Below are 19,072 nucleotides of genomic sequence, written 5' to 3' on the forward strand. Positions count from 1 at the left end.
ACCACGTCGGCAACCTCCTGGAGATCGAGCCCGGGAACCGCACCCTACCGGGGTCCCCGGGCCGTACCGGACGGCAGCCGTCCGGACCATCGCGCACGGTCCCGCGGGCCCGTGCCAGGCTAGGCTGAAGGCGGCAAAGGGTGCGTTTGCATCGAAGTACGGACGGACGAGGAGGCCCGACTGATGGCCGCAGGCGCCTCCCGGGTCTTCGTCTCGCACCTGTCCGGCATCGCCGTTTTCGATCCCAACGGCGACCAGGTGGGGCGGGTGCGCGACGTCGTCGTCATGCTGCGCGGCCAGCCCGTCCCCGGGGCCGGCGACCGGCCGCAGCGCGAACGGCCGCCGAGCGTGCTCGGCCTCGTGGTCGAAGTGGTCAGCAGACGACGGGTGTTCCTGCCGATGACGCGCGTCACGGGCGTGGAGTCGGGCCAGGTGATCACCACGGGCGTGGTGAACATGCGCCGCTTCGAGCAGCGCCCCGCGGAGACTCTCGTGCTCGGCGAGCTGCTGGACCGTCAGGTGACCCTGGTGGAGACCGGCGAGCAGGTCACGGTCCTCGACGTCGGGATCCAGCAGCTTCCGGCCCGGCGCGACTGGCAGATCGACAAGGTCTTCGTACGGCGGGGACGGCGCGGCAAGGCCGGCGCCCTCCGGCGGCGGGGCGAGGCGCTGACCGTCGAGTGGTCGGCCGTGACCGGCTTCGCGCTGGAGGAGAGGGAACAGGGCGCGGCGACTCTGCTCGCCACCTTCGAGCGCATGCGCCCGGCTGACATCGCCAACACCGTCCACCACCTCTCGCCGAAGCGCCGCACGGAGGTCGCCGCGGCGCTCGACGACGACCGGCTCGCCGACGTGCTGGAGGAGCTGCCCACCGACGACCAGGTCGAGCTCCTCGACGAACTGCCCGACGAGCGCGCCGCCGACGTACTTGAGGCCATGGACCCGGACGACGCCGCCGACCTCCTCTCCGAGCTGGCCGAGCAGGACAAGGAGCGCCTGCTCCAGCTGATGCGACCCCAGGACGCGGCGCCGGTACGGCGGCTGCTGTCGTACGAGGAGGGCACGGCCGGCAGCATCATGACCACCGAGCCCATCGTCCTCCAGCCCGACGACAGCGTGGCACTCGCGCTCGCGCGGGTGCGCAACGCCGACCTGTCCGCGCCGCTGGCCGCGCAGGTCTTCGTCTGCCGGCCGCCCGACGAGACGCCGACGGGGAAGTATCTGGGGCTCGTTCACTTCCAGCGGCTGCTGCGGGACCCGCCGTTCACCCTCGTCGGTTCGATCGTGGACACGGATCTGCGGCCGCTGCCGCCCGAGAGCACGCTGCCCGTGGTGAGCAGTTATCTCGCCACGTACAACATCGTGGCGGCCCCGGTCGTCGACGACGGCGGGCATCTGCTGGGCGCCGTCACGGTCGACGACGTGCTGGACCATCTGCTCCCGGACGACTGGCGCGAGGAGGCCGCCCAGCGGCTGCCCGAGGCCGGCGGACCGCGCAGGGAGGGGGTCGTGCGCCATGGCGGCTGAACGCGACCGGGACCGGATCAGGGACAGGATCAGGGAGCGGAGCAGAGAGCGCGAAGGCGACCGCGGACGCGACCGCGATCTGGAACGGGAGCTCGAACGCGAGCGTGACCGGGACCGCGAGGAGGCCGAGGCCCGCGAGCGCGAACGGGAGCGCAGCACGCGCGGCCGGCTGGACGTGCCGCGGGCGACGACGCGCAGGCTGCTGCCGGAGTACGACCCCGACGCCTTCGGGCGGCTGTCGGAGGAGATCGCGCGCTTCCTGGGCACGGGCAGGTTCATCGTCTGGATGACCGTCGTCGTCACGTTCTGGATCGCCTGGAACGTGCTGCTTCCGGCGCCGCTGCGCTTCGACGAATACCCCTTCATCTTCCTGACGCTCGCCCTGTCCCTTCAGGCGTCGTACGCGGCCCCGCTGATCCTGCTCGCGCAGAACCGCCAGGACGACCGGGACCGGGTCAATCTGGAGCAGGACCGGAAGCAGAACGAACGCAGCATCGCCGACACCGAGTTCCTCACCCGGGAGATCGCCTCGCTCCGGATGGGCCTCGGCGAGGTCGCCACCCGCGACTGGATCCGCTCTGAACTCCAGGAAATGGTGAAGGAGCTGGAGCAGCAGCAGGGACGGCAGGAGCAGGAACCGGAACGGGCCGGCACCGGCACGGGAGGCCGGCCCGACGGAGGGTGAGCCGGAGGGGAGACGGAGGGTGAGCCGGAGGGGAGACGGGGGGCGAGCCGGAGGGGGATCCGCACCCCGCACCCGCGACTTCGGGTGCACCGGGGCACGGCCGTACCATTTGCGCATGGCTACCGACACTCCCCCAGAGTCCGTACGGGAGGGGGATCCCTCTGCGACCCCTCCCACCGAGGACGCAGTACGTGCCGCGCTCGCGACGGTCGACGACCCGGAGATCCACCGGCCGATCACCGACCTCGGCATGGTGAAGTCCATCGCCATCGCTCCCGACGGCGCGGTCGACGTCGGAATCTATCTGACGGTGTCCGGCTGTCCGCTCCGCGAGACGATCACCGCGAACGTCACCGAGGCCGTGCAAGGTGTGGCAGGTGTCACACGGGTCTCGGTCGAACTCGACGTGATGAGCGACGAGCAGCGCCGTGAACTCGCCTCCTCGCTGCGGGGAGGCAAGGCGGAACGTGAAATCCCGTTCGCCCAGCCCGGTTCCCTGACCCGCGTCTACTGCGTGGCGTCCGGCAAGGGCGGTGTCGGCAAGTCGTCGGTGACGGTCAATCTGGCCGCGGCGCTTGCGGCCGACGGCCAGAAGGTGGGCGTCGTCGACGCCGACATCTACGGACATTCCGTACCGCGGATGCTGGGCACCGACGGACGTCCGACTCAGGTCGAAGACATGATCATGCCGCCGTCGGCACAGGGCGTGAAGGTCATCTCGATCGGCATGTTCACGCCCGGCAACTCCCCGGTGGTCTGGCGCGGTCCGATGCTGCACCGCGCCCTCCAGCAGTTCCTCGCGGACGTCTACTGGGGCGACCTGGACGTGCTGCTGCTCGATCTGCCGCCCGGCACGGGCGACATCGCCATCTCCGTCGCGCAGCTGCTGCCGAGCGCCGACATCCTGGTCGTGACCACGCCGCAGCAGGCGGCCGCCGAGGTCGCCGAACGCGCCGGCGCCATCGCCGTGCAGACGCACCAGAAGATCGTCGGCGTGATCGAGAACATGTCGGGCATGCCCTGCCCGCACTGCGACGAGATGGTCGACATCTTCGGCACCGGCGGCGGACAGCGCGTCGCCGAGGGCCTGACGAAGACCACGGGCACCGAGGTCCCGGTGCTCGGCGGCGTCCCGATCGATCTGCGGCTCCGCGAGGGCGGCGACGAGGGCAAGCCCGTCGTCCTCAGCGACCCCGACTCCCCCGCGGGATCGGCGCTGCGCGGAATCGCGGCCAAGATCGGCACACGGCAGCGCGGCCTGTCGGGCATGTCGCTGGGCCTGACGCCGTCCAACAAGTTCTGACAACGGCCCTGTTGTGACGCCGGTCCCGCCGGGACGCCATCGGCCGGACCATGCGTGAGGGGCGCCCCGGACCACCGGCCCGGGGCGCCCCTTCCGCGCTTCACGTGATTCGCGGTACGAGCCGCGAGCGGATCACTGCTGGTACGCGGAGATGTCCTTCACGACGGCGAAACCCAGGCCGTACGCGCTCATGCCGCGCCCGTACGCCCCGATGTGCACGCCCTCCTGTGCCGCGCCCGCGAGCACCCATCCGTACTCGGACTCCCGGTAGTGGAAGTCGGTGGGCACGCCGTCCACGGGCAGGGTCAGCGTGGACCATCCCTGCCCTCCCAGGTCGTCGGCCAGCTCCCACGCGACCACCGTCTGCTGGTCGAGCCAGTCCTGACGCAGGCCGCGCTCCATCTCCTGCGGCCACGTGCAGGACAGCAGTCCCGAACCGGCCAGCCAGGCAGCCGTGGAGACGGACGTCGCCTCCAGCACGCCGGTGCCGTCCGCGCTGCGCCTCACCGGACGGCTCGCGACCGTGACTGTGACCGCGAACCGCTGATTGTCCGGATTCGCCTCGACCTTGAGCGAGGGCACCTCTCCATGCCCCGTCGAACCATGCTCGACCGTGCCGTCCGCCGTCGTGCCGACCTGCATCAGCCAGCGCGGTCCGGTGAACGCCTCGTCGAGGCCGTACCACGGAAAGGAAGCCGTCAGAAACCCGTCCACAGCCCGCACGGCACCGGTCTCCTCCGGTGCGGCGGGCCCGGGTTCACCGGCCACCCGACTCGTCGTCTCCATGTGCGCGACGCCTCCTCAATGCCCTGTGCCACGGGCAGCCTGCCCCCCTCGGACGGCGAACCCCGGACACAGGGAGGATAGCCACCCGGGTCCGCCGTTTCGGGCATGACCAAACAACGGCCCTTCATCAGGGACGTGAGATGCGCCTCTCAGGTGACCTGTTTGAGGCAGATGATGCGGGCGGTGCGCGATGTGCCCTGAGAAGTGACCCGAAAGATTTCAGGTGGCGTCGGCGTCGAAGGGCGGCGGCTCGTCCTTCGGGCGCTCCCGGGGGCTTTCCTTGCTGAGCGGGTCGGAGGAGCCGGAACCGGTGGCCGTGCCGCCCTTGCTCAGGCTCGTACGGCTGCCGCCGCCGCGGCTTCCGGAACCGCGGGCGCCGACGCTCTCGGTCCCGTTCACCGCGTCAGTGACCTCCGCCATGTCGTCGCGGAAGTCGAAGCTGTTGCGGATCTCCTTCATGCCGAGGTCGTCGCCGTCGAGCAGATGCTTGCGGGCGAAGGTCTTCGGGTTCAGATCCTCGAACTCGAAGTCCTTGAACTCCGGCCCCAGCTCGGAGCGGATGTCCTCCCGGGCGTTGTCGGAGAACTGGCGCACCTTGCGGATGAAGCCGGCCACGTCCTGGATCACCTTGGGCAGCTTCTCCGGCCCGAAGACCAGCACAGCGAGGATGACGAGCGCGACCAGCTCTAGGGGTCCTATGTCGAAGAACACCTTGCAGCTCCCTCATCCTCAAGCGTTCACGGGGCGGTCCTACGGCCCGGTCTCACGGTACCCGCAGTGCGCTCCGCGGTGGGAGCCCGCCTCGGCATCCGTACGAACGGCCGGAACGGCCCCGGGAAGTGCGGTCCTGACCCGTATCGCGCGATTCGTGTCCCCCAAGTCCCCCTCGCCCGTGGGGACTTGCCGCCGTACGCGCCGGCTTCAGCAGCACGCTGCGGACGGCGCATGGCCGACGGCCGGAGAGCCCGGTCCGGCTCAATGCTGTTGCGAGGCCGCCGTCGTGACCGGGGAGGGCGCGGAGTCCCTGTCCCCCGCGGCCGCGAGGCCGTACGAGCCGTGCCCCTGCGAGCCGTGGGCGTACGAGCTGAAGAAGGCCTCCCGCAGCAGCGGCAGCGGGGCGCCGGAGCCGTCCCGCTCGGCACCCGCCGGAGGCGCGGTGGGCGCCGCCCAGGGTGCGCCGCGGTGGAGGCCCGTGCCGCGGCCCGACTTCAGCGACTCACCTGTGCTGTCGGCGGACGCGGTGCTCGCGCTGAGCACGGTGCCGCTCACCGCCTCGTTCGAGGCGTAGCCGTCCCGGCGGCGGCGCTCGCGGTCGGCGCTGCCGCCCGATCCGGCCGTACGTACCGAACTGGCCGAAGCCGTGCCGGTGTCGCCCTTCGCGATGGAGGGCCCGCCGGCCGTGCCGCTCGTACCCACACCGCCCGCGAGGGCGAGGGCCGCGAGCGAGACCGCGCCCGCCGCCGCGAAGGCGAAGCGCCTGCCGCGCGCGGAGAGCCGCTCGAACTCGTGTATACGGAAGCCGCGGCCCGGCGAGAGCAGGCTGCCGCCGCGCCCTCCCCACAGCTGGTCGAGGGGCCATACGGAGCCGCTGGACTCCGCGTGCGCCGCCGGCGCCGACGTACCGGGGAGACCGCCGCCGGCGCTTCGCGAACCGTCGGCGGTGACGCCGGCGCCCGCGCTCCCGGGCGGCATGCCGTCATACGGGTCGTCCTCCGGGCCCGTGCCCGGCAGGCCCTGGAGCCTCGCCAGCAGACCGTCCGAAGGGGGCGGGGGCGCCATGTCCGCGAAGACGCTCTTCACCCGGCGCTGTGCGTCCGCCTCGGCCTTGCAGCCGCGGCACGTCGCCAGATGCGACAGCACACGCTCGCGTGCGTCATGGCCCAACTCGCCGTCGATCAGCGCGGCGAGCCGGTCGCCGAGATGCTGCTCGGCCGGGGTGAGCTCTCGCTCCGGATGGGGCGCTCTGCCGCCCATGCCTGTGCCACTCACGCGGCACCGACCTCCCCACTCCCCACTGCGGAAGCCGCCGCGCTCAGCGCACGCTGCTGCTCCGCGCGCGCCTCGGGAGAGCGGTGCTGGAGCGCCTTGCGGAGCTGCGAGCGCCCGCGGTGGATGCGGCTGCGCACCGTCCCGAGCTTCACGCCGAGCGTGGCGGCGATCTCCTCGTACGACAGGCCCTCGATGTCGCAGAGCACCACGGCCGCGCGGAACTCCGGGGCGAGGGTGTCCAGCGCCTGCTGCACGTCCGCGTCGAAGTGCGTGTCGTTGAAGTGCTGCTGCGGAGTGGGCTCACGGCTGGGCAGCCGCTCCGCGGCGTCGTCGGCGAGGGCGTCGAAGCGGATGCGCTGCTTGCGGCGCACCGTGTCCAGGAAGAGGTTCGTGGTGATGCGGTGCAGCCAGCCCTCGAAAGTGCCCGGCGTATAAGTCGAGAGGGAACGGAAGACGCGGACGAAGACCTCCTGGGTGAGGTCCTCGGCGTCGTGCTGATTGCCGGTGAGGCGGTAGGCGAGGCGGTAGACCCGCGCACTGTGCGTGCTGACGATCTCCTCCCAGGAAGGAGGGGTCCACGCCTGGCTGTCCGCATCGGTGTCGAAAGTCGCCGTGGTCGCGGAATCGGCGGGGCGGACCTGGTCAGCTGTGTCAGTCACGGATTTCGGCTCGTCCGCCGACCTGCGAAAACGCCGGAGCATTCCACGGTCCCGGACAGCAGCCGCACCTCCCCTGTCGGCTCTGGTGGTGTCCAGTGGAGCACCAACCATAACCACCTCGCCCGTTAGCTCCGGATAAGCACTTTTGACCGGCTCCCGGTCCTGCCGCTCTGCCTGCTTCACAGCCGTCGCTCGCAATCGCCCGGCACCCCTGGCACCTTCCACCCCGATTCAACGCTCGGTCCCATCCGCGGGTTCCCGGGGCAACGGATACAGTCACGGTTGGTGGAGGACGGGGACAGGAGAGGGCCATTACCGGCAACCGGCAGTCGAGCTGGGCGTTCGCCGACGCCTACGGCGCCGAGCTCGTCGACGACGCCGAGAACGCGGCGCTGCGCTGGGCCCGTGAGCGGGCCCAGCAGGCGGGCGTGCGCGCGGTGTCAGCCGCCACCGGCGCCACTCTCCGGCTGCTCGCCGCCACCGCGGGCGCCAAGGCCGTAGCGGAGATCGGCACCGGGACCGGCGTCTCCGGAATCCATCTCATGGCCGGGATGCGCTCCGACGGCGTGCTGACGACCGTGGACACGGATCCGGAGCTCCAGCAGTTCGCGAGGCAGGCCTTCCGTGACGCGGGGTTCGCGGGCAATCGCGCGCGCTTCATCCCCGGCTCCGCCCTCGACGTGCTGCCGCGCCTGGCCGACCGCGGCTACGACCTGGTCTTCTGCGACGGGGACCGCTCGGAGTGCCTGGACTACTTCGCCGAGGCGCTGCGTCTGCTGCGGCCCGGCGGTCTCGTCTGCTTCGAGGGGGTCTTCGCCAACGGCCGTACGGTCGACTCCGCGGCGCAGCCCACCGAGGTGCGCAGGCTGCGCGAACTGCTCGGCGCCGTAAGGGAGAGCGACGCGCTCGTGCCGTCGCTGCTGCCAGTCGGGGACGGACTGCTCTGCGCGGTCAAGCGCCAGCAGTGAGACGGGCGCGGGCCGTTCGCGACCGTGCCCGCATCCCCAACGGCGAGACCTGCCGGGCCCCTGAACGCCGCTGCCCCGGAGCACGAAGCGTGCTCCGGGGCAGCGGACTCCTGGTACTGGGAGACCCACTGGGGGCTCGTCACTCGGTACGCGGCGTGCGGGCCGCGGGGCCGCCGGGCTGCGGACGTCAGCCGCAGACCTTGTTCAGCTCCTCACCGAGCGCAGTCGCCTCATCCGGGGTCAGCTCGACGACGAGTCGCCCACCGCCTTCGAGCGGAACGCGCATGACGATGCCCCGCCCCTCCTTGGTCACCTCGAGCGGGCCGTCACCCGTCCGCGGCTTCATGGCCGCCATGCTCGTTCCCCTTCCTGAAACCAGCTGATCGCAGCCGACAACGCGCGTGTCACCGGCATCGAACACATTGCTTCCCCGTCATTATCCCGCATCGCAGGACCCGATGACCAACAAGAGGTCGCATCACTTGTGACCCGCTCTCGCACAAAACCACTCATTCCGACGGGGAAGCTGCGATACTGCTCCGCTTCGCCCCCCGCGGGACCTCGCGGAGCGCCCCCGGAGGCCGTCGCGGAGGGCCCGGGGACGCCCTGTCGGGGCCCGTGGATCTGGGCCATGCTTGGCCCCATGTCGGACACCGTGCTCTATGACGTGACCGAGGGTCTCGCGACGGTCACCCTCAACCGCCCCGATGCGATGAACGCGCTCAACAACGAGCTCAAGTCGGCGCTGCGCGACACCCTCCGCCAGGCCGCCGAGGACGACGCCGTGCGAGCCGTGCTGCTGACCGGCAACGGGCGTGCCTTCTGCGTCGGCCAGGACCTCAAGGAACACATCGGTGCGCTCGAAGAGAGCGGGGGCAACGCCCTGACCACCGTCGAGGAGCACTACAACCCCATCACGCTCGCCATCGCCGGGATGCCGAAACCGGTCGTGGCGGCGGTCAACGGGGTCGCGGCGGGCGCCGGCGCCGGGTTCGCCTTCGCCGCCGACTACCGCGTGCTCGCGGAGTCCGCCGCCTTCAACACCTCGTTCGCGGGGATCGCGCTGACCGCCGACTCCGGCATCTCCTGGACGCTGCCGCGACTCGTCGGCCCGGCCCGCGCCGCCGACCTGCTGCTCTTCCCGCGCAGCGTGCGCTCCGGGGAGGCGCTGGAACTGGGGCTGGCGCACCGGGTCGTACGGGACGACGAGCTCACGGAAGAGGGCCTGACCGTGGCCCGCGAGCTCGCACAGGGGCCCACCCGCGCATACGCCGCGATCAAGGAGTCGCTGGCCTACGGCGCCGGGCGCTCGCTGGCCGAGACGCTGGAGAAGGAGGCCGAACTCCAGGTGCGCGCGGGGGCGTCGGAGGACCACCGGGCGGCGGTGGAGGCGTTCGTGAAGAAGGAGAAGCCGCGCTTCACCGGGCGCTGACGCCCGTACGGCAAACCGACGCGGGACGGCTGCGGTCCCGGGGGCCCGCGGCCGGAGTCACCGGGCCGAGCGCAGGTCAGCCGGCGCCCGGCCGCATCTCGTCACGCACCCAGCAGTCCGCGAGGTGGTCGTTGACCAGTCCGCACGCCTGCATCAGCGCATACGCCGTCGTAGGGCCGACGAAGCGGAAGCCACGCTTCTTGAGGTCTTTCGACAGGGCCGTCGACTCGGGCGTCACCGCGGGGATCTCGGTATGCGTGCGGGGCGCGGGGCGTCGCTCCGCATCAGGGGCGTACGACCAGATCAGGGAGTCGAGCGCGCCCTCGCCGAGCGACGCGGCGGCCTTCGCGTTGGCCACCGTCGCGCTGATCTTGGCGCGATTGCGGATGATGCCCGTATCGCCGAGCAGCCGCTCCTCGTCGGCCGGGGTGAAGCCCGCCACCTCCTCGATGCGGAAGCCAGCGAAGGCCTTACGGAACCCCTCGCGACGGCGGAGGATCGTCAGCCAGGACAGGCCGGACTGGAACGCCTCCAGGCACAGCCGCTCGTAGAGCGCGTCGTCACCGTGGACCGGGCGGCCCCACTCGCCGTCGTGATACGCGACATAGTCCTCCGCGGACAGTCCCCACGGGCAGCGCAGCTCCCCGTCGGGCCCCGGCTGCGCGCCGCCCTCAACGCCCATCGCGCGGCTCCGTCGAATCCTGCACGAAGGCCCCGGGAGCCCCGGGACCTCCCGGGGCGACCGCTCCTCCGGTGCCGTGCTTCCCGGGCTCGCCCCGATCCAGCAACTCCCCCGCCTCCTCCAACTCCCCGTACTCACCGTCGAGTTCGCGGACGCCGGACGTCGGCGCCCCCGGGCCGCCGGGGCGCCCCGGACCGCCCTGAGCGCCGCGGGCGCCCGGAGCGCCGGGAGCGGCGAATCCGCCCGGCTCGCCGCGCCCCATCGCCGCCGCCTGCGCGCCGGCCAGCGCCGACTCCAGCTCCGCGATACGGGCGTCACGCTCGGCCAGCTCCGCGCCGAGCCTGTCCAGCACGTCGTCGACCTGCTGCATCCGGTATCCACGGGCGGTCACCGGGAGCCGGAGCGCGTCCACGTCCACCCTGTGCACCGGCCGGTCCGCGGGCAGCGGCTCGTCGAGCTGGTCCGGCGGGGCCTCGGCGAGACCGCCGGCGACCGCACCGCCCCGCCCGTCCCCCGAGCTGCCCACCACGGCGAGCGTGACCGCGGCGACGACCACGGCAAGCGAGATCAGCAGGAACCAGAACACGAAGGCCAACTCCCCGACGTCCGTCCGGATGACTACGGCTTCCTATGGTCCCTGATCGTGCCACGCCCCACCGACACAACCGACAGGTCTCGAAGCGGAGCGCGCTCGGCCGCCCGTTAAGGTCGCCTCCGGGGGAAACGGCGCGTGCCGCCCCTTGTGCCGAGCGGGAGGATGGCGATGCTGCGCCTGGGGACACGGGAATTCGGTCCGCACGAGACGGTGGTCATGGCCATCGTGAACCGGACGCCGGACTCCTTCTACGACCGGGGCGCCACCTTCCGCGACGAACCCGCCCTGGAGCGGGTCGAACAGGCCGTAGCCGAGGGCGCGGCCGTCATCGACGTCGGCGGCGTGAAGGCCGGGCCCGGCGACGAGGTCACCGCCGAGGAGGAGGTGCGGCGCACCGCGGGCTTCGTCGCCGAGGTACGCCGCCGCCACCCGGACATCGTGATCAGCGTGGACACCTGGCGGCACGAGGTCGGGGAGGCCGTCTGCGCGGCGGGCGCGGACCTGATCAACGACGCCTGGGGCGGGGTCGATCCGGCCCTCGCCGAGGTCGCCGCCCGGCACGGCGCCGGCCTGGTGTGCACGCACGCGGGCGGCGCCGAGCCGCGGACCCGGCCGCACCGGGTGAGCTACGACGGCGAGGGCGGAGTGCTCGCCGACATCCTGCGGGTGACCCTCGGACTGGCCGAGCGCGCGGTCTCCCTGGGGGTGCGCAGGGACGGCATCCTCATCGACCCGGGGCACGACTTCGGGAAGTCCACCCGGCACTCGCTCGAAGCCACGCGCGGGCTCCCGGAGTTGACGCGTACGGGCTGGCCGGTGCTCGTCTCGCTGTCCAACAAGGACTTCGTGGGCGAGACGCTGGACAGGCCCGTCAAGGAGCGGCTGACCGGGACGCTCGCGACGACCGCGGTCTCGGCGTGGCTCGGCGCGCAGGTGTTCCGGGTGCACGAGGTCGCCGAGACGAAGCAGGTGCTGGACATGGTCGCCTCGCTCGCGGGGCACCGGCCGCCCGCCGTGGCCCGGCGGGGCCTGGCCTGAGCGCCCCCCGCCGGGACGGCCCCGCGTGGGGCCCGTCCCGGGCAGCCGCCGCCGGCTGCCGCCCCCGGCTCCGGCTCCGTCAGCCCGGCCCGCCGCGGTCGGCCCGCGGCGGTCGGCCCGCCTCCGTCACCGCTTCCGTCACCCGGCTCCGTCAGCCCGCTTCCTTCGTGACCACGGCGACCGCCTCGTCGATGTCGTCCGTGACGTGGAAGAGCTCGATGTCGCGGGCCGAGGCCTTGCCCTGTGCGACGACCGAGCGCTGTAGCCAGTCGACGAGGCCCTGCCAGTAGTCACTGCCGAAGAGCACGATCGGGAAGCGCGTGACCTTCCTGGTCTGCACGAGGGTCATCGCCTCGAACAGCTCGTCCATCGTGCCGAGGCCGCCCGGGAGCACGACGAAGCCCTGCGCGTACTTCACGAACATCGTCTTGCGCACGAAGAAGTAGCGGAAGTTCACGCCGATGTCGACGTACGGGTTGAGGCCCTGCTCGAAGGGCAGCTCGATGCCCAGCCCGACCGAGGTGCCGCCCGCCTCCAGCGCGCCCTTGTTGGCGGCCTCCATGGCGCCGGGCCCGCCGCCGGTGATCACCCCGAACCCGGCCTCGGTGAGCGCACGCCCGATGCGCACGCCCGCCTCGTACTCCGGCGAGTCGACCGGCGTACGCGCCGAGCCGAAGACGCTGATGGCGGGGCCGAGTTCCGCGAGAGCGCCGAAGCCCTCCACGAACTCGGACTGGATGCGCATCACACGCCACGGATCCTGGTGCACCCAGTCCGAGGGTCCGGAGGTGTCCAGCAGCCGCTGGTCCGTCGTCTCGGCCTGCATCTGCTTGCGGCGGCGCACCACCGGGCCGAGACGCTGCTCGCGCGGCTTCCGTGCTCGCTCCCGCTCCGGGCTGGTCATCCCAGGCTCCCTCCGACTGCGATCATTCTGATTCAGCGTACGCACGCGGGCCCCGTAGTGATGTGACAGTCGGCGGCACCGCACCCGGCGGGGAGATGTACGGCCGGTTTCTTACGGTGGGGCAGCCGGGAGTCACGCCGGGGTCACGCCGTGAGCCAGGCGCGCAGCCGGTCCTCGCAGTGCTGGATCTTCGACGTCTCCACACGCTCGTCGCGCTTGTGGGCGAGGTTCGGATCGCCCGGGCCGTAGTTCACCGCCGGGACGCCGAGGGCGCTGAAGCGGGAGACGTCCGTCCATCCGTACTTCGGCTGCGGCTCTCCACCGACGGCGTCCATGAACGCCTTCGCGGCCGGGTGCGAGAGGCCGGGCAGGGCGCCGGCGGAGCTGTCGTCGACGGTCAGCTCCCACTCGCCGCAGTCCGCGAAGACCTCCCGTACGTGCGCGAGGGCCTGCTCCTCGCCGATGTCGGGCGCGTAGCGGTAGTTGACGGTGACGGTGCACGCGTCCGGGATGACGTTGCCGGCGACGCCGCCCTCGACGCGGACCGCGTTGAGCCCCTCCCGGTACTCCAGGCCGTCGATCACCTTCCGCCGCGGCTCGTACGAGGCGAGCCGGGCCAGGATCGGCGCGGCGGCGTGGATCGCGTTCTCGCCCTTCCAGGCGCGCGCGGAGTGCGCTCGTACGCCGCTGGTGCGCAGCAGCACACGCAGCGTGCCCTGGCAACCGCCCTCGACCTGGCCGCTGGAAGGCTCCAGCAGCACCGCGAAGTCGCCGGCGAGCCAGTCGGGGTGGGCCTCGGCGACGTGGCCGAGGCCGTTGAGATGCGCGGCGACCTCCTCCCTGTCGTAGAAGACGAAGGTGAGATCGCGGTTGGGCTCGGGCACGGTCGCGGCGATGCGGAGCTGCACGGCAACGCCCGCCTTCATGTCGCTCGTGCCGCATCCCCACAGCACGCCGGAGTCGTCGAGCCGGGACGGCACGTTGTCCGCGGCGGGCACGGTGTCGATGTGCCCGGCGAGGACGACGCGTTCGGGCCTGCCGAGGCGGGTGCGAGCGACGACGTTGTTGCCGTACCGGTCGACCGTCAGATGGGGCAGGGCGCTCAGGGCGGTCTCGACGGCGTCGGCGAGCGGGCCCTCGCTCCCGCTCTCCGAGGGCATGTCCACGAGCCGGGCGGTCAGCCGTGCGGCGTCCTGGTGCAGGTCGAGTCCGTTGTGCTGCATGAACACAGCCTACGGGCCAGGGGACTTGGCACACCGGCTACCTTTGTGCCCGTGTCCCCCGCCGAATCCGCTCCCCACAAGTCCCGCGCGCGAGCCCTCCGCGTCGCCGCGGCGTGCACGGTGCTGCTCGTCGTCGCCGGTTACGCGGCGACCCAGTACGTGACGAGCAGCACGGGCCCCGCCCGCTGCATGGTCGAGACTCCCGGCGGAAAGCCGGAGAAGTACGAGATCAAGCCGGAGCAGGCCGCCAACGCCGCCACCATCACCGCGGTGGCGTCCCAGCGCGACCTGCCCGAGCGGGCCGTCACGATAGCGCTGGCCACGGCCATGCAGGAGTCGGCTCTGCGCAACATAGAGCACGGCGACCGCGATTCCCTCGGCCTGTTCCAGCAGCGGCCCTCCCAGGGCTGGGGAAGCATCCGGCAGATCCAGGATCCCGTGTACTCGTCAGGAAAGTTCTACGACCATCTCGTGCAGATTCCCGGCTATTCGCGGCTGCCGCTGACCGTCGCCGCACAGCGCGTGCAGCGCAGCGGCTATCCGCAGGCGTACGCGAAGCACGAGACGAACGCCGCGCTGCTGACCGCCGCGCTGACCGGCCGCCGCGCCGCCGCGCTCAACTGCACCACGGGACCGGCCGGCGGCGACGGCAGGGCGGGCAGCGCCACCGCTCTACGGGCCCGTCTGGTACGGGAGTTCGGCGACGGCGTGCTGCCCGCGGGGAGGCGCGACGAGGCGGCGCCGCCGTCGGCGCGCAAGGTGCGCCTGGACGATGCGCCGGAGCGGCGCGCCGCCGGTCGGCAAGACGGCCGTGAGGACACCCGCGGCGACGGACGTGAGGACGGCCGCAGCGACGAAGGCGCAAAGCGCACCGCCGCGGCGGCGACGGCCGCGCGCGCCGGGGACGCCTCGGAGGTGCGCATCCCGGCGCGGGAGGGCAGGCGCGGCTGGGAGCTGGCGCACTGGGCGGTCGCGAACGCCTCGGATCTGCACATCGAGCAGATCTCGTACCGCAACCGCGTCTGGGACGCGTCCAGTTCGGAGGAGGGCTGGCGTCCGCGCGGGGGCCCGGGACACGGTGCGCAGGGCGAACAGGCGGTCAGCGTACGGCTGGCCAAGGGGAGCTGACGGCGCAACCGTTCCCGGATCGGGCATGTGATCACGGGCCGATGCGTGCTCACCGCGCGGCATGATCACTCATCACCATCGGGGGACATCCGCACCCCGGTGTGGACGCCGGACCGAAGCACGCCGCACCGCGTGCGCCCGCCCAACTCCCTTGCTTTTCATGGGAGTCGGCAGCGCCAGGACCGCGAAAAGCCTGTGCGCAGGGCCCGTTGGGCAGAGCTGATCATGCGACGCATTGCCAATCCTTTACTTCGGCGGCCCGCAACTTTCCGGCTCCTCAAGGCGATAGGCACAGCGCCCGGCCCGGCGGTCGCCCGGCCGGGCTCGCATCACGTTTCCGTAGCAGTAGATCTCTCCGTCAAAGGAGCAACATGTCCCTCCCCCTCACGCGCCGGATCGCCAAGACCGTGCTGCTGACGGCCGCGGGCGCCGCCTCCGTCGTAGGCGCGGCCGGTGCGGCGAGTGCCGCCGAACTGCCGACGACCGCTGACGTGGGCGGGCTGAGCAACCTGGACAACGGCGTCGAAAGCCACGTCTCCGGCGCCGCCGAGGGCGCCCAGGCCCTCACCCCGAAGAGCAGCACCAGCCCCCTCCAGAAGACCGACAGCCTTCCGGAGGCGGGTGCGAGCGCCGACACCAACAACGGCCGGACCGTGGAGGAGGCGTCCAAGCTCGCGGGCAGCACCGCCACGGGGACGAACGAGGGTCTTCAGAAGCAGACCCCGAACGTCCAGAAGCAGCTGCCGGACGTGCGGACCCAGGGTCTGCCCGCCGACGCGCTGGGGCAGGCCAACGCCGGGAAGGCCCTTCCCGCCCAGGCCGCCACCGCCAAGCAGGCGCCGACGCAGAAGCTGTCGACCGACAACCTGCCGACGAAGACCCTGCTCCCCAACGGACTGGGCGTCGTCTCGTTCCACTGAGCCGCACGGGCGCCGGACGGCGCCTCGCACGCGGGAACCTCGAACTCGGGAGACTCGCACACGCGAAAGGGGCCGCGGAGGAATTCCTCCGCGGCCCCTTCTCCATGCGGTCTGCCGGGAGTTGTCCGTACGGACCCCGGGCCGGAACCCGGGCCGGACCCCGGGCCGGTGCCGGATCGCGGCGCGGTATGCGATGCCGGCTCGACGGCGGTTCGACGCCGGTTCGACGCCAGTGCGGGCGTCAGCTCTCCAGCCGCCGTACGGCCTCCGCCACACGCTCGTCCGTGGCCGTCAGGGCGACGCGTACGAAGCGCTCGCCCGCGGTGCCGTAGAAGTCGCCCGGCGCGACGAGCACTCCGAGCTTGGACAGATCGCCGACCGTGTCCCAGCACGGCTCGTCCCTGGTGGCCCACAGATACAGCGACGCCTCGCTGTGCTCGATGCGGAAGCCGCGCGCTTCGAGGGCGGTCCGCAGTGACGCCCGGCGGGCCGCGTAACGGTCCCGCTGCCGCGCCACGTGCTCGTCGTCACCGAGCGCCGCGACCGTGGCGGCCTGCACGGGGGCGGGCACCATCATCCCGCCGTGCTTGCGGATGTGCAGCAGCTCCATGAGCACCTCCGGGTCGCCGGCGGCGAAGGCCGCGCGGTAGCCCGCGAGGTTGGAGCGCTTGGAGAGCGAGTGGACGGCGATCACGCCCTCGTACGAACCGCCGCAGACCTCCGGGTGCAGCACCGAGACCGGATCGGTCTCCCAGCCCAGTTCCAGATAGCACTCGTCGCTGACGAGCAGCACTCCGTGCTCGCGGGCCCAGGCGACCGTACGGGTCAGCAGCTCGGCGTCGAGCACCCGGCCCGTCGGGTTGGACGGGGAGTTGAGCCACAGCAGCCGCAGCCCGCGCGGGTCGAGCTCGGTGGGGTCGTCGTAGACGACGGGCTCGGCGCGGGCGAGGCGCGCGCCCACCTCGTACGTCGGGTAGGCGAGCCGCGGATACGCGACCCGGTCGCCCGGGCCGAGGCCGAGCTGGGTGGGCAGCCAAGCGACGAACTCCTTGGAGCCCACGACGGGCAGCACATTCCGGTGCGTCAACTCCCGTGCTCCCAGCCGGCGTTCGCACCAGCCGGTGATCGCGTCGCGCAGCGCGGCCGTGCCCCACACCGTGGGATAGCCGGGGCTGTCGGCGGCGCCGGCGAGCGCGCGCCGCACCACCTCCGGCACGGGGTCGACGGGTGTGCCGACGGAGAGGTCGACGATGCCCGCGTCGTGGGCCGCGGCCGTGGCCTTGTACGGCTCCAGCCTGTCCCAGGGGAATTCAGGCAGCCGCGCGGAGACGGAAGAACCGTCCGGGCCTGTGGATGAAGCCACGGGATGACTCCCTTTCTACTGAACGCGCGGTCCGCTGCGGGACACACGGTCTGCCGTGAAGCACACGGCCTGCTGCGAAAGACGCGGTCCAGCACGCCCGCCGGCGGGACCGGCGCGGTGTGCGGGACCTGGGACCGCGGACGGGGACTGCCCGTACCGCGGTGTCACTCGTCGTGGCTCTGCGGGGGGAGCGCAGCGATGACCGGGTGATCCCGCTCGATCAGTCCGAGCTTGCTGGCTCCGCCGGGCGAACCGAGCTCGTCGAAGAACTCGACGTTCGCCTTGTAGTAGTCCTTCCACTCCTCCGGAGTGTCGTCCTCGTAGAAGATCGCCTCGACCGGGCAGACCGGTTCGCAGGCACCGCAGTCGACGCATTCGTCCGGGTGGATGTACAAGGACCGCTGGCCCTCGTAGATGCAGTCGACGGGGCACTCCTCGATGCAGGCCTTGTCCTTCAGGTCGACACAAGGCTCCGCGATGACGTAGGTCACGCTGTCGTTCCTCCTCGATAGGGCCGGCGGACCGGTGTCAGGGGTCCGCCGCTGGGCGCGCGGGAGCGCGGCGTCGTCGATGCCCGTCCTAGTATCTCCGTTCCCGGTACCGACACGAACAGGAGGGGCGGGTAGAGCTGTGGAATTCACCACGGGCGGACGCCTCGAGGTCCGAATTACCGTGTCTGACGTGGGAAAACGTGTTTCTGTCCGGTCGTTGACCGGTGCCGGGGGACGGCACGCGACCTTCACCGACACGGTCGGCGTTCTCACATCCTGGAACGACGGTGTGCTTCACATCACCCGCCGCGGCGGACAGAGAGTGCCGGTCGAGGAGTCGGCGCTGGTCGCCGGGAAGGTCGTGCCGGACGCACCCGCCAGGCGGCGCGGCCTCCCCTCTGCGAGCGTACGTGAACTCGTCGAGGTCGCGGCGCGCGGATGGCCCGCCGTCGAGACGGAGCGCCTGGGCGGCTGGACGCTCAGGGCGAGCGCGGACGAGACGGAGGGCGGAGACCGGGGCGGAGGCGGGGGCGCGGGACGGCGCGTGGCGGAGAGCCCCACCGCACGCGAAGGGTTCACGGCACGCGCCAACTCCGTTCTGCCGCTTGAGGATCCGGGGCTGCCGCGGGGCGAGGCCCTGGCGCGGGTGCGGCGCTGGTACGAGGCGCGCGGCCTGGTGCCTCGCGTACAGGTCACCACGGGCGGCGAACGCGGCGACGAACTCCTCGCGGCGGAGCTGGAGGAGCTCGGGTGGACCGGTGAACGGTACGCGGTGCTGCGGGTGGCGGCCCTGGCGCCGCTGGCCGACCGGGAGCCGGACGGACGGGTGCGGCTGAGCCGCTCCCCCGGCGAGGACTGGTTCTCGCTCTACCGCCGCGCCGGTGAAATGCCGCACACGGCAAGGAAGGTGCTGACGGGCGGGGCGTCCGTGTGGTTCGCGACGGTGCCGGCAGCCGCTGCGGCGGGGCGTACGGCGGACCCGGCGCGGGAGGACGCACCGGGAGGCGCGGCGGCGATCGGGCGGTGCGTGGTCGACGGACGGTGGGCCGGCTTCGCCGCCATAGAGGTCGCTCCCGGGCAGCGCAGACAGGGCCTGGCGACGGCGGTGATGGGCGAGTTGGCGAGGGCCGCGCTCGCCGAGGGCGCGTCGGCGGCCTATCTCCAGGTGGAGCGCGACAACGGCGCGGCGCGAGTGCTGTACGACGGGATGGGCTTCGCCGACCATCACGCGTACCACTACCGCCGCGCCCCGGAGGACTGATCCACGTTGGCCGGTGAGGAGAACGAGGGCGGGAACGGCGGCGGTTCCGGCGGGGGCTCGGGCGGCGGTTCCGGCTCCGGTTCCGGTGGGGGCTCGGGCGCGGGCACGGGCGCCGGTT

General features: G+C 72.1%; 19 protein-coding genes and 1 pseudogene. 9 read left to right on the forward strand and 11 right to left on the reverse strand.

The annotated features are described in order from the left end of the window. The first annotated feature begins 183 nt into the window (after positions 1-183). The 3 genes from HCC61_RS05190 to HCC61_RS05200 all read left to right on the forward strand — a co-directional run bounded on the left by HCC61_RS05190 (position 184) and on the right by HCC61_RS05200 (position 3,515). Positions 184-1,527, forward strand: a complete 1,344-nt coding sequence (locus HCC61_RS05190) for a CBS domain-containing protein (protein ID WP_169134076.1) — start codon at positions 184-186, stop codon at positions 1,525-1,527. Next, positions 1,517-2,212, forward strand: coding sequence for a DUF1003 domain-containing protein (locus HCC61_RS05195; RefSeq protein ID WP_169134077.1), 696 nt, complete (start codon positions 1,517-1,519; stop codon positions 2,210-2,212). The genes HCC61_RS05190 and HCC61_RS05195 overlap by 11 nt, the downstream gene beginning before the upstream one ends. Positions 2,213-2,327: 115 nt before the next feature. Then, positions 2,328-3,515: an Mrp/NBP35 family ATP-binding protein gene (locus HCC61_RS05200; RefSeq protein WP_169134078.1), complete on the forward strand. Its 1,188-nt coding sequence runs from the start codon at positions 2,328-2,330 to the stop codon at positions 3,513-3,515. Between the two features lie 132 nt (positions 3,516-3,647). On the opposite strand, the gene HCC61_RS05205 is transcribed toward HCC61_RS05200, so the two are convergent. The 4 genes from HCC61_RS05205 to sigE all read right to left on the reverse strand — a co-directional run bounded on the left by HCC61_RS05205 (position 3,648) and on the right by sigE (position 7,060). After that, the gene (locus HCC61_RS05205) at positions 3,648-4,301 is read right to left on the reverse strand and encodes a hypothetical protein (RefSeq protein ID WP_169134079.1); all 654 of its coding nucleotides are present in this window, start codon (positions 4,299-4,301) and stop codon (positions 3,648-3,650) included. A 219-nt stretch (positions 4,302-4,520) separates the two neighbouring features. Continuing rightward, positions 4,521-5,012, reverse strand: a complete 492-nt coding sequence (locus HCC61_RS05210) for a sec-independent translocase (RefSeq protein ID WP_169134080.1) — start codon at positions 5,010-5,012, stop codon at positions 4,521-4,523. A gap of 264 nt (positions 5,013-5,276) precedes the next feature. Beyond that, the gene (locus HCC61_RS05215; RefSeq protein WP_240968591.1) at positions 5,277-6,275 is read right to left on the reverse strand and encodes a zf-HC2 domain-containing protein; all 999 of its coding nucleotides are present in this window, start codon (positions 6,273-6,275) and stop codon (positions 5,277-5,279) included. 11 nt (positions 6,276-6,286) lie between these two features. Further along, positions 6,287-7,060: an RNA polymerase sigma factor SigE gene (gene sigE, locus HCC61_RS05220; protein WP_206322123.1), complete on the reverse strand. Its 774-nt coding sequence runs from the start codon at positions 7,058-7,060 to the stop codon at positions 6,287-6,289. A gap of 200 nt (positions 7,061-7,260) precedes the next feature. Between sigE and HCC61_RS05225 the strand changes: the two genes are divergently transcribed. Next, positions 7,261-7,917, forward strand: coding sequence for an O-methyltransferase (locus HCC61_RS05225; RefSeq protein WP_346777074.1), 657 nt, complete (start codon positions 7,261-7,263; stop codon positions 7,915-7,917). Positions 7,918-8,104: 187 nt separating this feature from the next. Here HCC61_RS05225 and HCC61_RS05230 read toward each other — a convergent pair whose 3' ends face one another. Continuing rightward, positions 8,105-8,272: a DUF3117 domain-containing protein gene (locus tag HCC61_RS05230; protein WP_206322124.1), complete on the reverse strand. Its 168-nt coding sequence runs from the start codon at positions 8,270-8,272 to the stop codon at positions 8,105-8,107. Positions 8,273-8,560: 288 nt separating this feature from the next. Between HCC61_RS05230 and HCC61_RS05235 the strand changes: the two genes are divergently transcribed. Next, positions 8,561-9,349 (forward strand): enoyl-CoA hydratase-related protein, encoded by a 789-nt coding sequence (locus tag HCC61_RS05235; protein WP_169134083.1) that lies wholly within the window; start codon positions 8,561-8,563, stop codon positions 9,347-9,349. 76 nt (positions 9,350-9,425) lie between these two features. Here the strand turns inward: HCC61_RS05235 and HCC61_RS05240 are convergent, their stop codons facing one another. Further along, positions 9,426-10,031 (reverse strand): DNA-3-methyladenine glycosylase I, encoded by a 606-nt coding sequence (locus HCC61_RS05240; protein ID WP_169134084.1) that lies wholly within the window; start codon positions 10,029-10,031, stop codon positions 9,426-9,428. Between the two features lie 256 nt (positions 10,032-10,287). Beyond that, positions 10,288-10,617 (reverse strand): annotated as a pseudogene (locus HCC61_RS05245) (DivIVA domain-containing protein); the annotation flags it as partial. 177 nt (positions 10,618-10,794) lie between these two features. Between HCC61_RS05245 and folP the strand changes: the two are divergent. After that, the gene (folP, locus tag HCC61_RS05250) at positions 10,795-11,664 is read left to right on the forward strand and encodes a dihydropteroate synthase (protein WP_169134085.1); all 870 of its coding nucleotides are present in this window, start codon (positions 10,795-10,797) and stop codon (positions 11,662-11,664) included. Positions 11,665-11,815: 151 nt separating this feature from the next. Here folP and HCC61_RS05255 read toward each other — a convergent pair whose 3' ends face one another. Both HCC61_RS05255 and dapE read right to left on the reverse strand, forming a co-directional pair. Next, positions 11,816-12,568 carry a TIGR00730 family Rossman fold protein gene (locus HCC61_RS05255; RefSeq protein ID WP_169134086.1) on the reverse strand — a complete coding sequence of 251 codons (753 nt, stop codon included), beginning with the start codon at positions 12,566-12,568 and terminating at the stop codon, positions 11,816-11,818. 143 nt (positions 12,569-12,711) lie between these two features. Further along, positions 12,712-13,791 carry a succinyl-diaminopimelate desuccinylase gene (dapE, locus tag HCC61_RS05260; protein WP_169134087.1) on the reverse strand — a complete coding sequence of 360 codons (1,080 nt, stop codon included), beginning with the start codon at positions 13,789-13,791 and terminating at the stop codon, positions 12,712-12,714. Positions 13,792-13,842: 51 nt separating this feature from the next. Here dapE and HCC61_RS05265 point away from each other — a divergent pair, with 51 nt between their 5' ends. Then, entirely contained in the window at positions 13,843-14,919 is a 1,077-nt protein-coding gene (locus tag HCC61_RS05265; RefSeq protein WP_206322125.1) for a heavy metal transporter, read from the forward strand. Positions 14,920-15,290: 371 nt separating this feature from the next. Beyond that, complete coding sequence (locus HCC61_RS05270; protein ID WP_169134088.1) at positions 15,291-15,839, forward strand: ATP-binding protein; 549 nt, start codon at positions 15,291-15,293, stop codon at positions 15,837-15,839. 241 nt (positions 15,840-16,080) lie between these two features. On the opposite strand, the gene dapC is transcribed toward HCC61_RS05270, so the two are convergent. Both dapC and fdxA read right to left on the reverse strand, forming a co-directional pair. Then, positions 16,081-17,202, reverse strand: coding sequence for a succinyldiaminopimelate transaminase (gene dapC / locus HCC61_RS05275; protein ID WP_169134089.1), 1,122 nt, complete (start codon positions 17,200-17,202; stop codon positions 16,081-16,083). 164 nt (positions 17,203-17,366) lie between these two features. Further along, the gene (gene fdxA, locus HCC61_RS05280; protein ID WP_027764481.1) at positions 17,367-17,693 is read right to left on the reverse strand and encodes a ferredoxin; all 327 of its coding nucleotides are present in this window, start codon (positions 17,691-17,693) and stop codon (positions 17,367-17,369) included. A 139-nt stretch (positions 17,694-17,832) separates the two neighbouring features. On the opposite strand from fdxA, the gene HCC61_RS05285 reads away from it, so the two are divergent. Continuing rightward, positions 17,833-18,954 carry a GNAT family N-acetyltransferase gene (locus HCC61_RS05285; protein ID WP_169134090.1) on the forward strand — a complete coding sequence of 374 codons (1,122 nt, stop codon included), beginning with the start codon at positions 17,833-17,835 and terminating at the stop codon, positions 18,952-18,954. Positions 18,955-19,072: the final 118 nt, after the last annotated feature.

The sequence above is a fragment of the Streptomyces sp. HNM0575 genome, from assembly GCF_012726265.1.
Taxonomy (GTDB): Bacteria; Actinomycetota; Actinomycetes; order Streptomycetales; family Streptomycetaceae; genus Streptomyces.

Coding starts and splice junctions, on each gene's coding strand:
- folP (WP_169134085.1), top strand. CDS start 10,795: ATGCTGCGCCTGGGGACACGGGAATTCGGTCCGCACGAGACGGTGGTC.
- HCC61_RS05195 (WP_169134077.1), top strand. CDS start 1,517: ATGGCGGCTGAACGCGACCGGGACCGGATCAGGGACAGGATCAGGGAG.
- HCC61_RS05205 (WP_169134079.1), bottom strand. CDS start 4,301: ATGGAGACGACGAGTCGGGTGGCCGGTGAACCCGGGCCCGCCGCACCG.
- HCC61_RS05235 (WP_169134083.1), top strand. CDS start 8,561: ATGTCGGACACCGTGCTCTATGACGTGACCGAGGGTCTCGCGACGGTC.
- HCC61_RS05215 (WP_240968591.1), bottom strand. CDS start 6,275: ATGGGCGGCAGAGCGCCCCATCCGGAGCGAGAGCTCACCCCGGCCGAG.
- HCC61_RS05240 (WP_169134084.1), bottom strand. CDS start 10,031: ATGGGCGTTGAGGGCGGCGCGCAGCCGGGGCCCGACGGGGAGCTGCGC.
- HCC61_RS05230 (WP_206322124.1), bottom strand. CDS start 8,272: ATGGCGGCCATGAAGCCGCGGACGGGTGACGGCCCGCTCGAGGTGACC.
- sigE (WP_206322123.1), bottom strand. CDS start 7,060: ATGGTTGGTGCTCCACTGGACACCACCAGAGCCGACAGGGGAGGTGCG.
- HCC61_RS05255 (WP_169134086.1), bottom strand. CDS start 12,568: ATGACCAGCCCGGAGCGGGAGCGAGCACGGAAGCCGCGCGAGCAGCGT.
- HCC61_RS05270 (WP_169134088.1), top strand. CDS start 15,291: ATGTCCCTCCCCCTCACGCGCCGGATCGCCAAGACCGTGCTGCTGACG.
- HCC61_RS05190 (WP_169134076.1), top strand. CDS start 184: ATGGCCGCAGGCGCCTCCCGGGTCTTCGTCTCGCACCTGTCCGGCATC.
- dapE (WP_169134087.1), bottom strand. CDS start 13,791: ATGCAGCACAACGGACTCGACCTGCACCAGGACGCCGCACGGCTGACC.
- HCC61_RS05200 (WP_169134078.1), top strand. CDS start 2,328: ATGGCTACCGACACTCCCCCAGAGTCCGTACGGGAGGGGGATCCCTCT.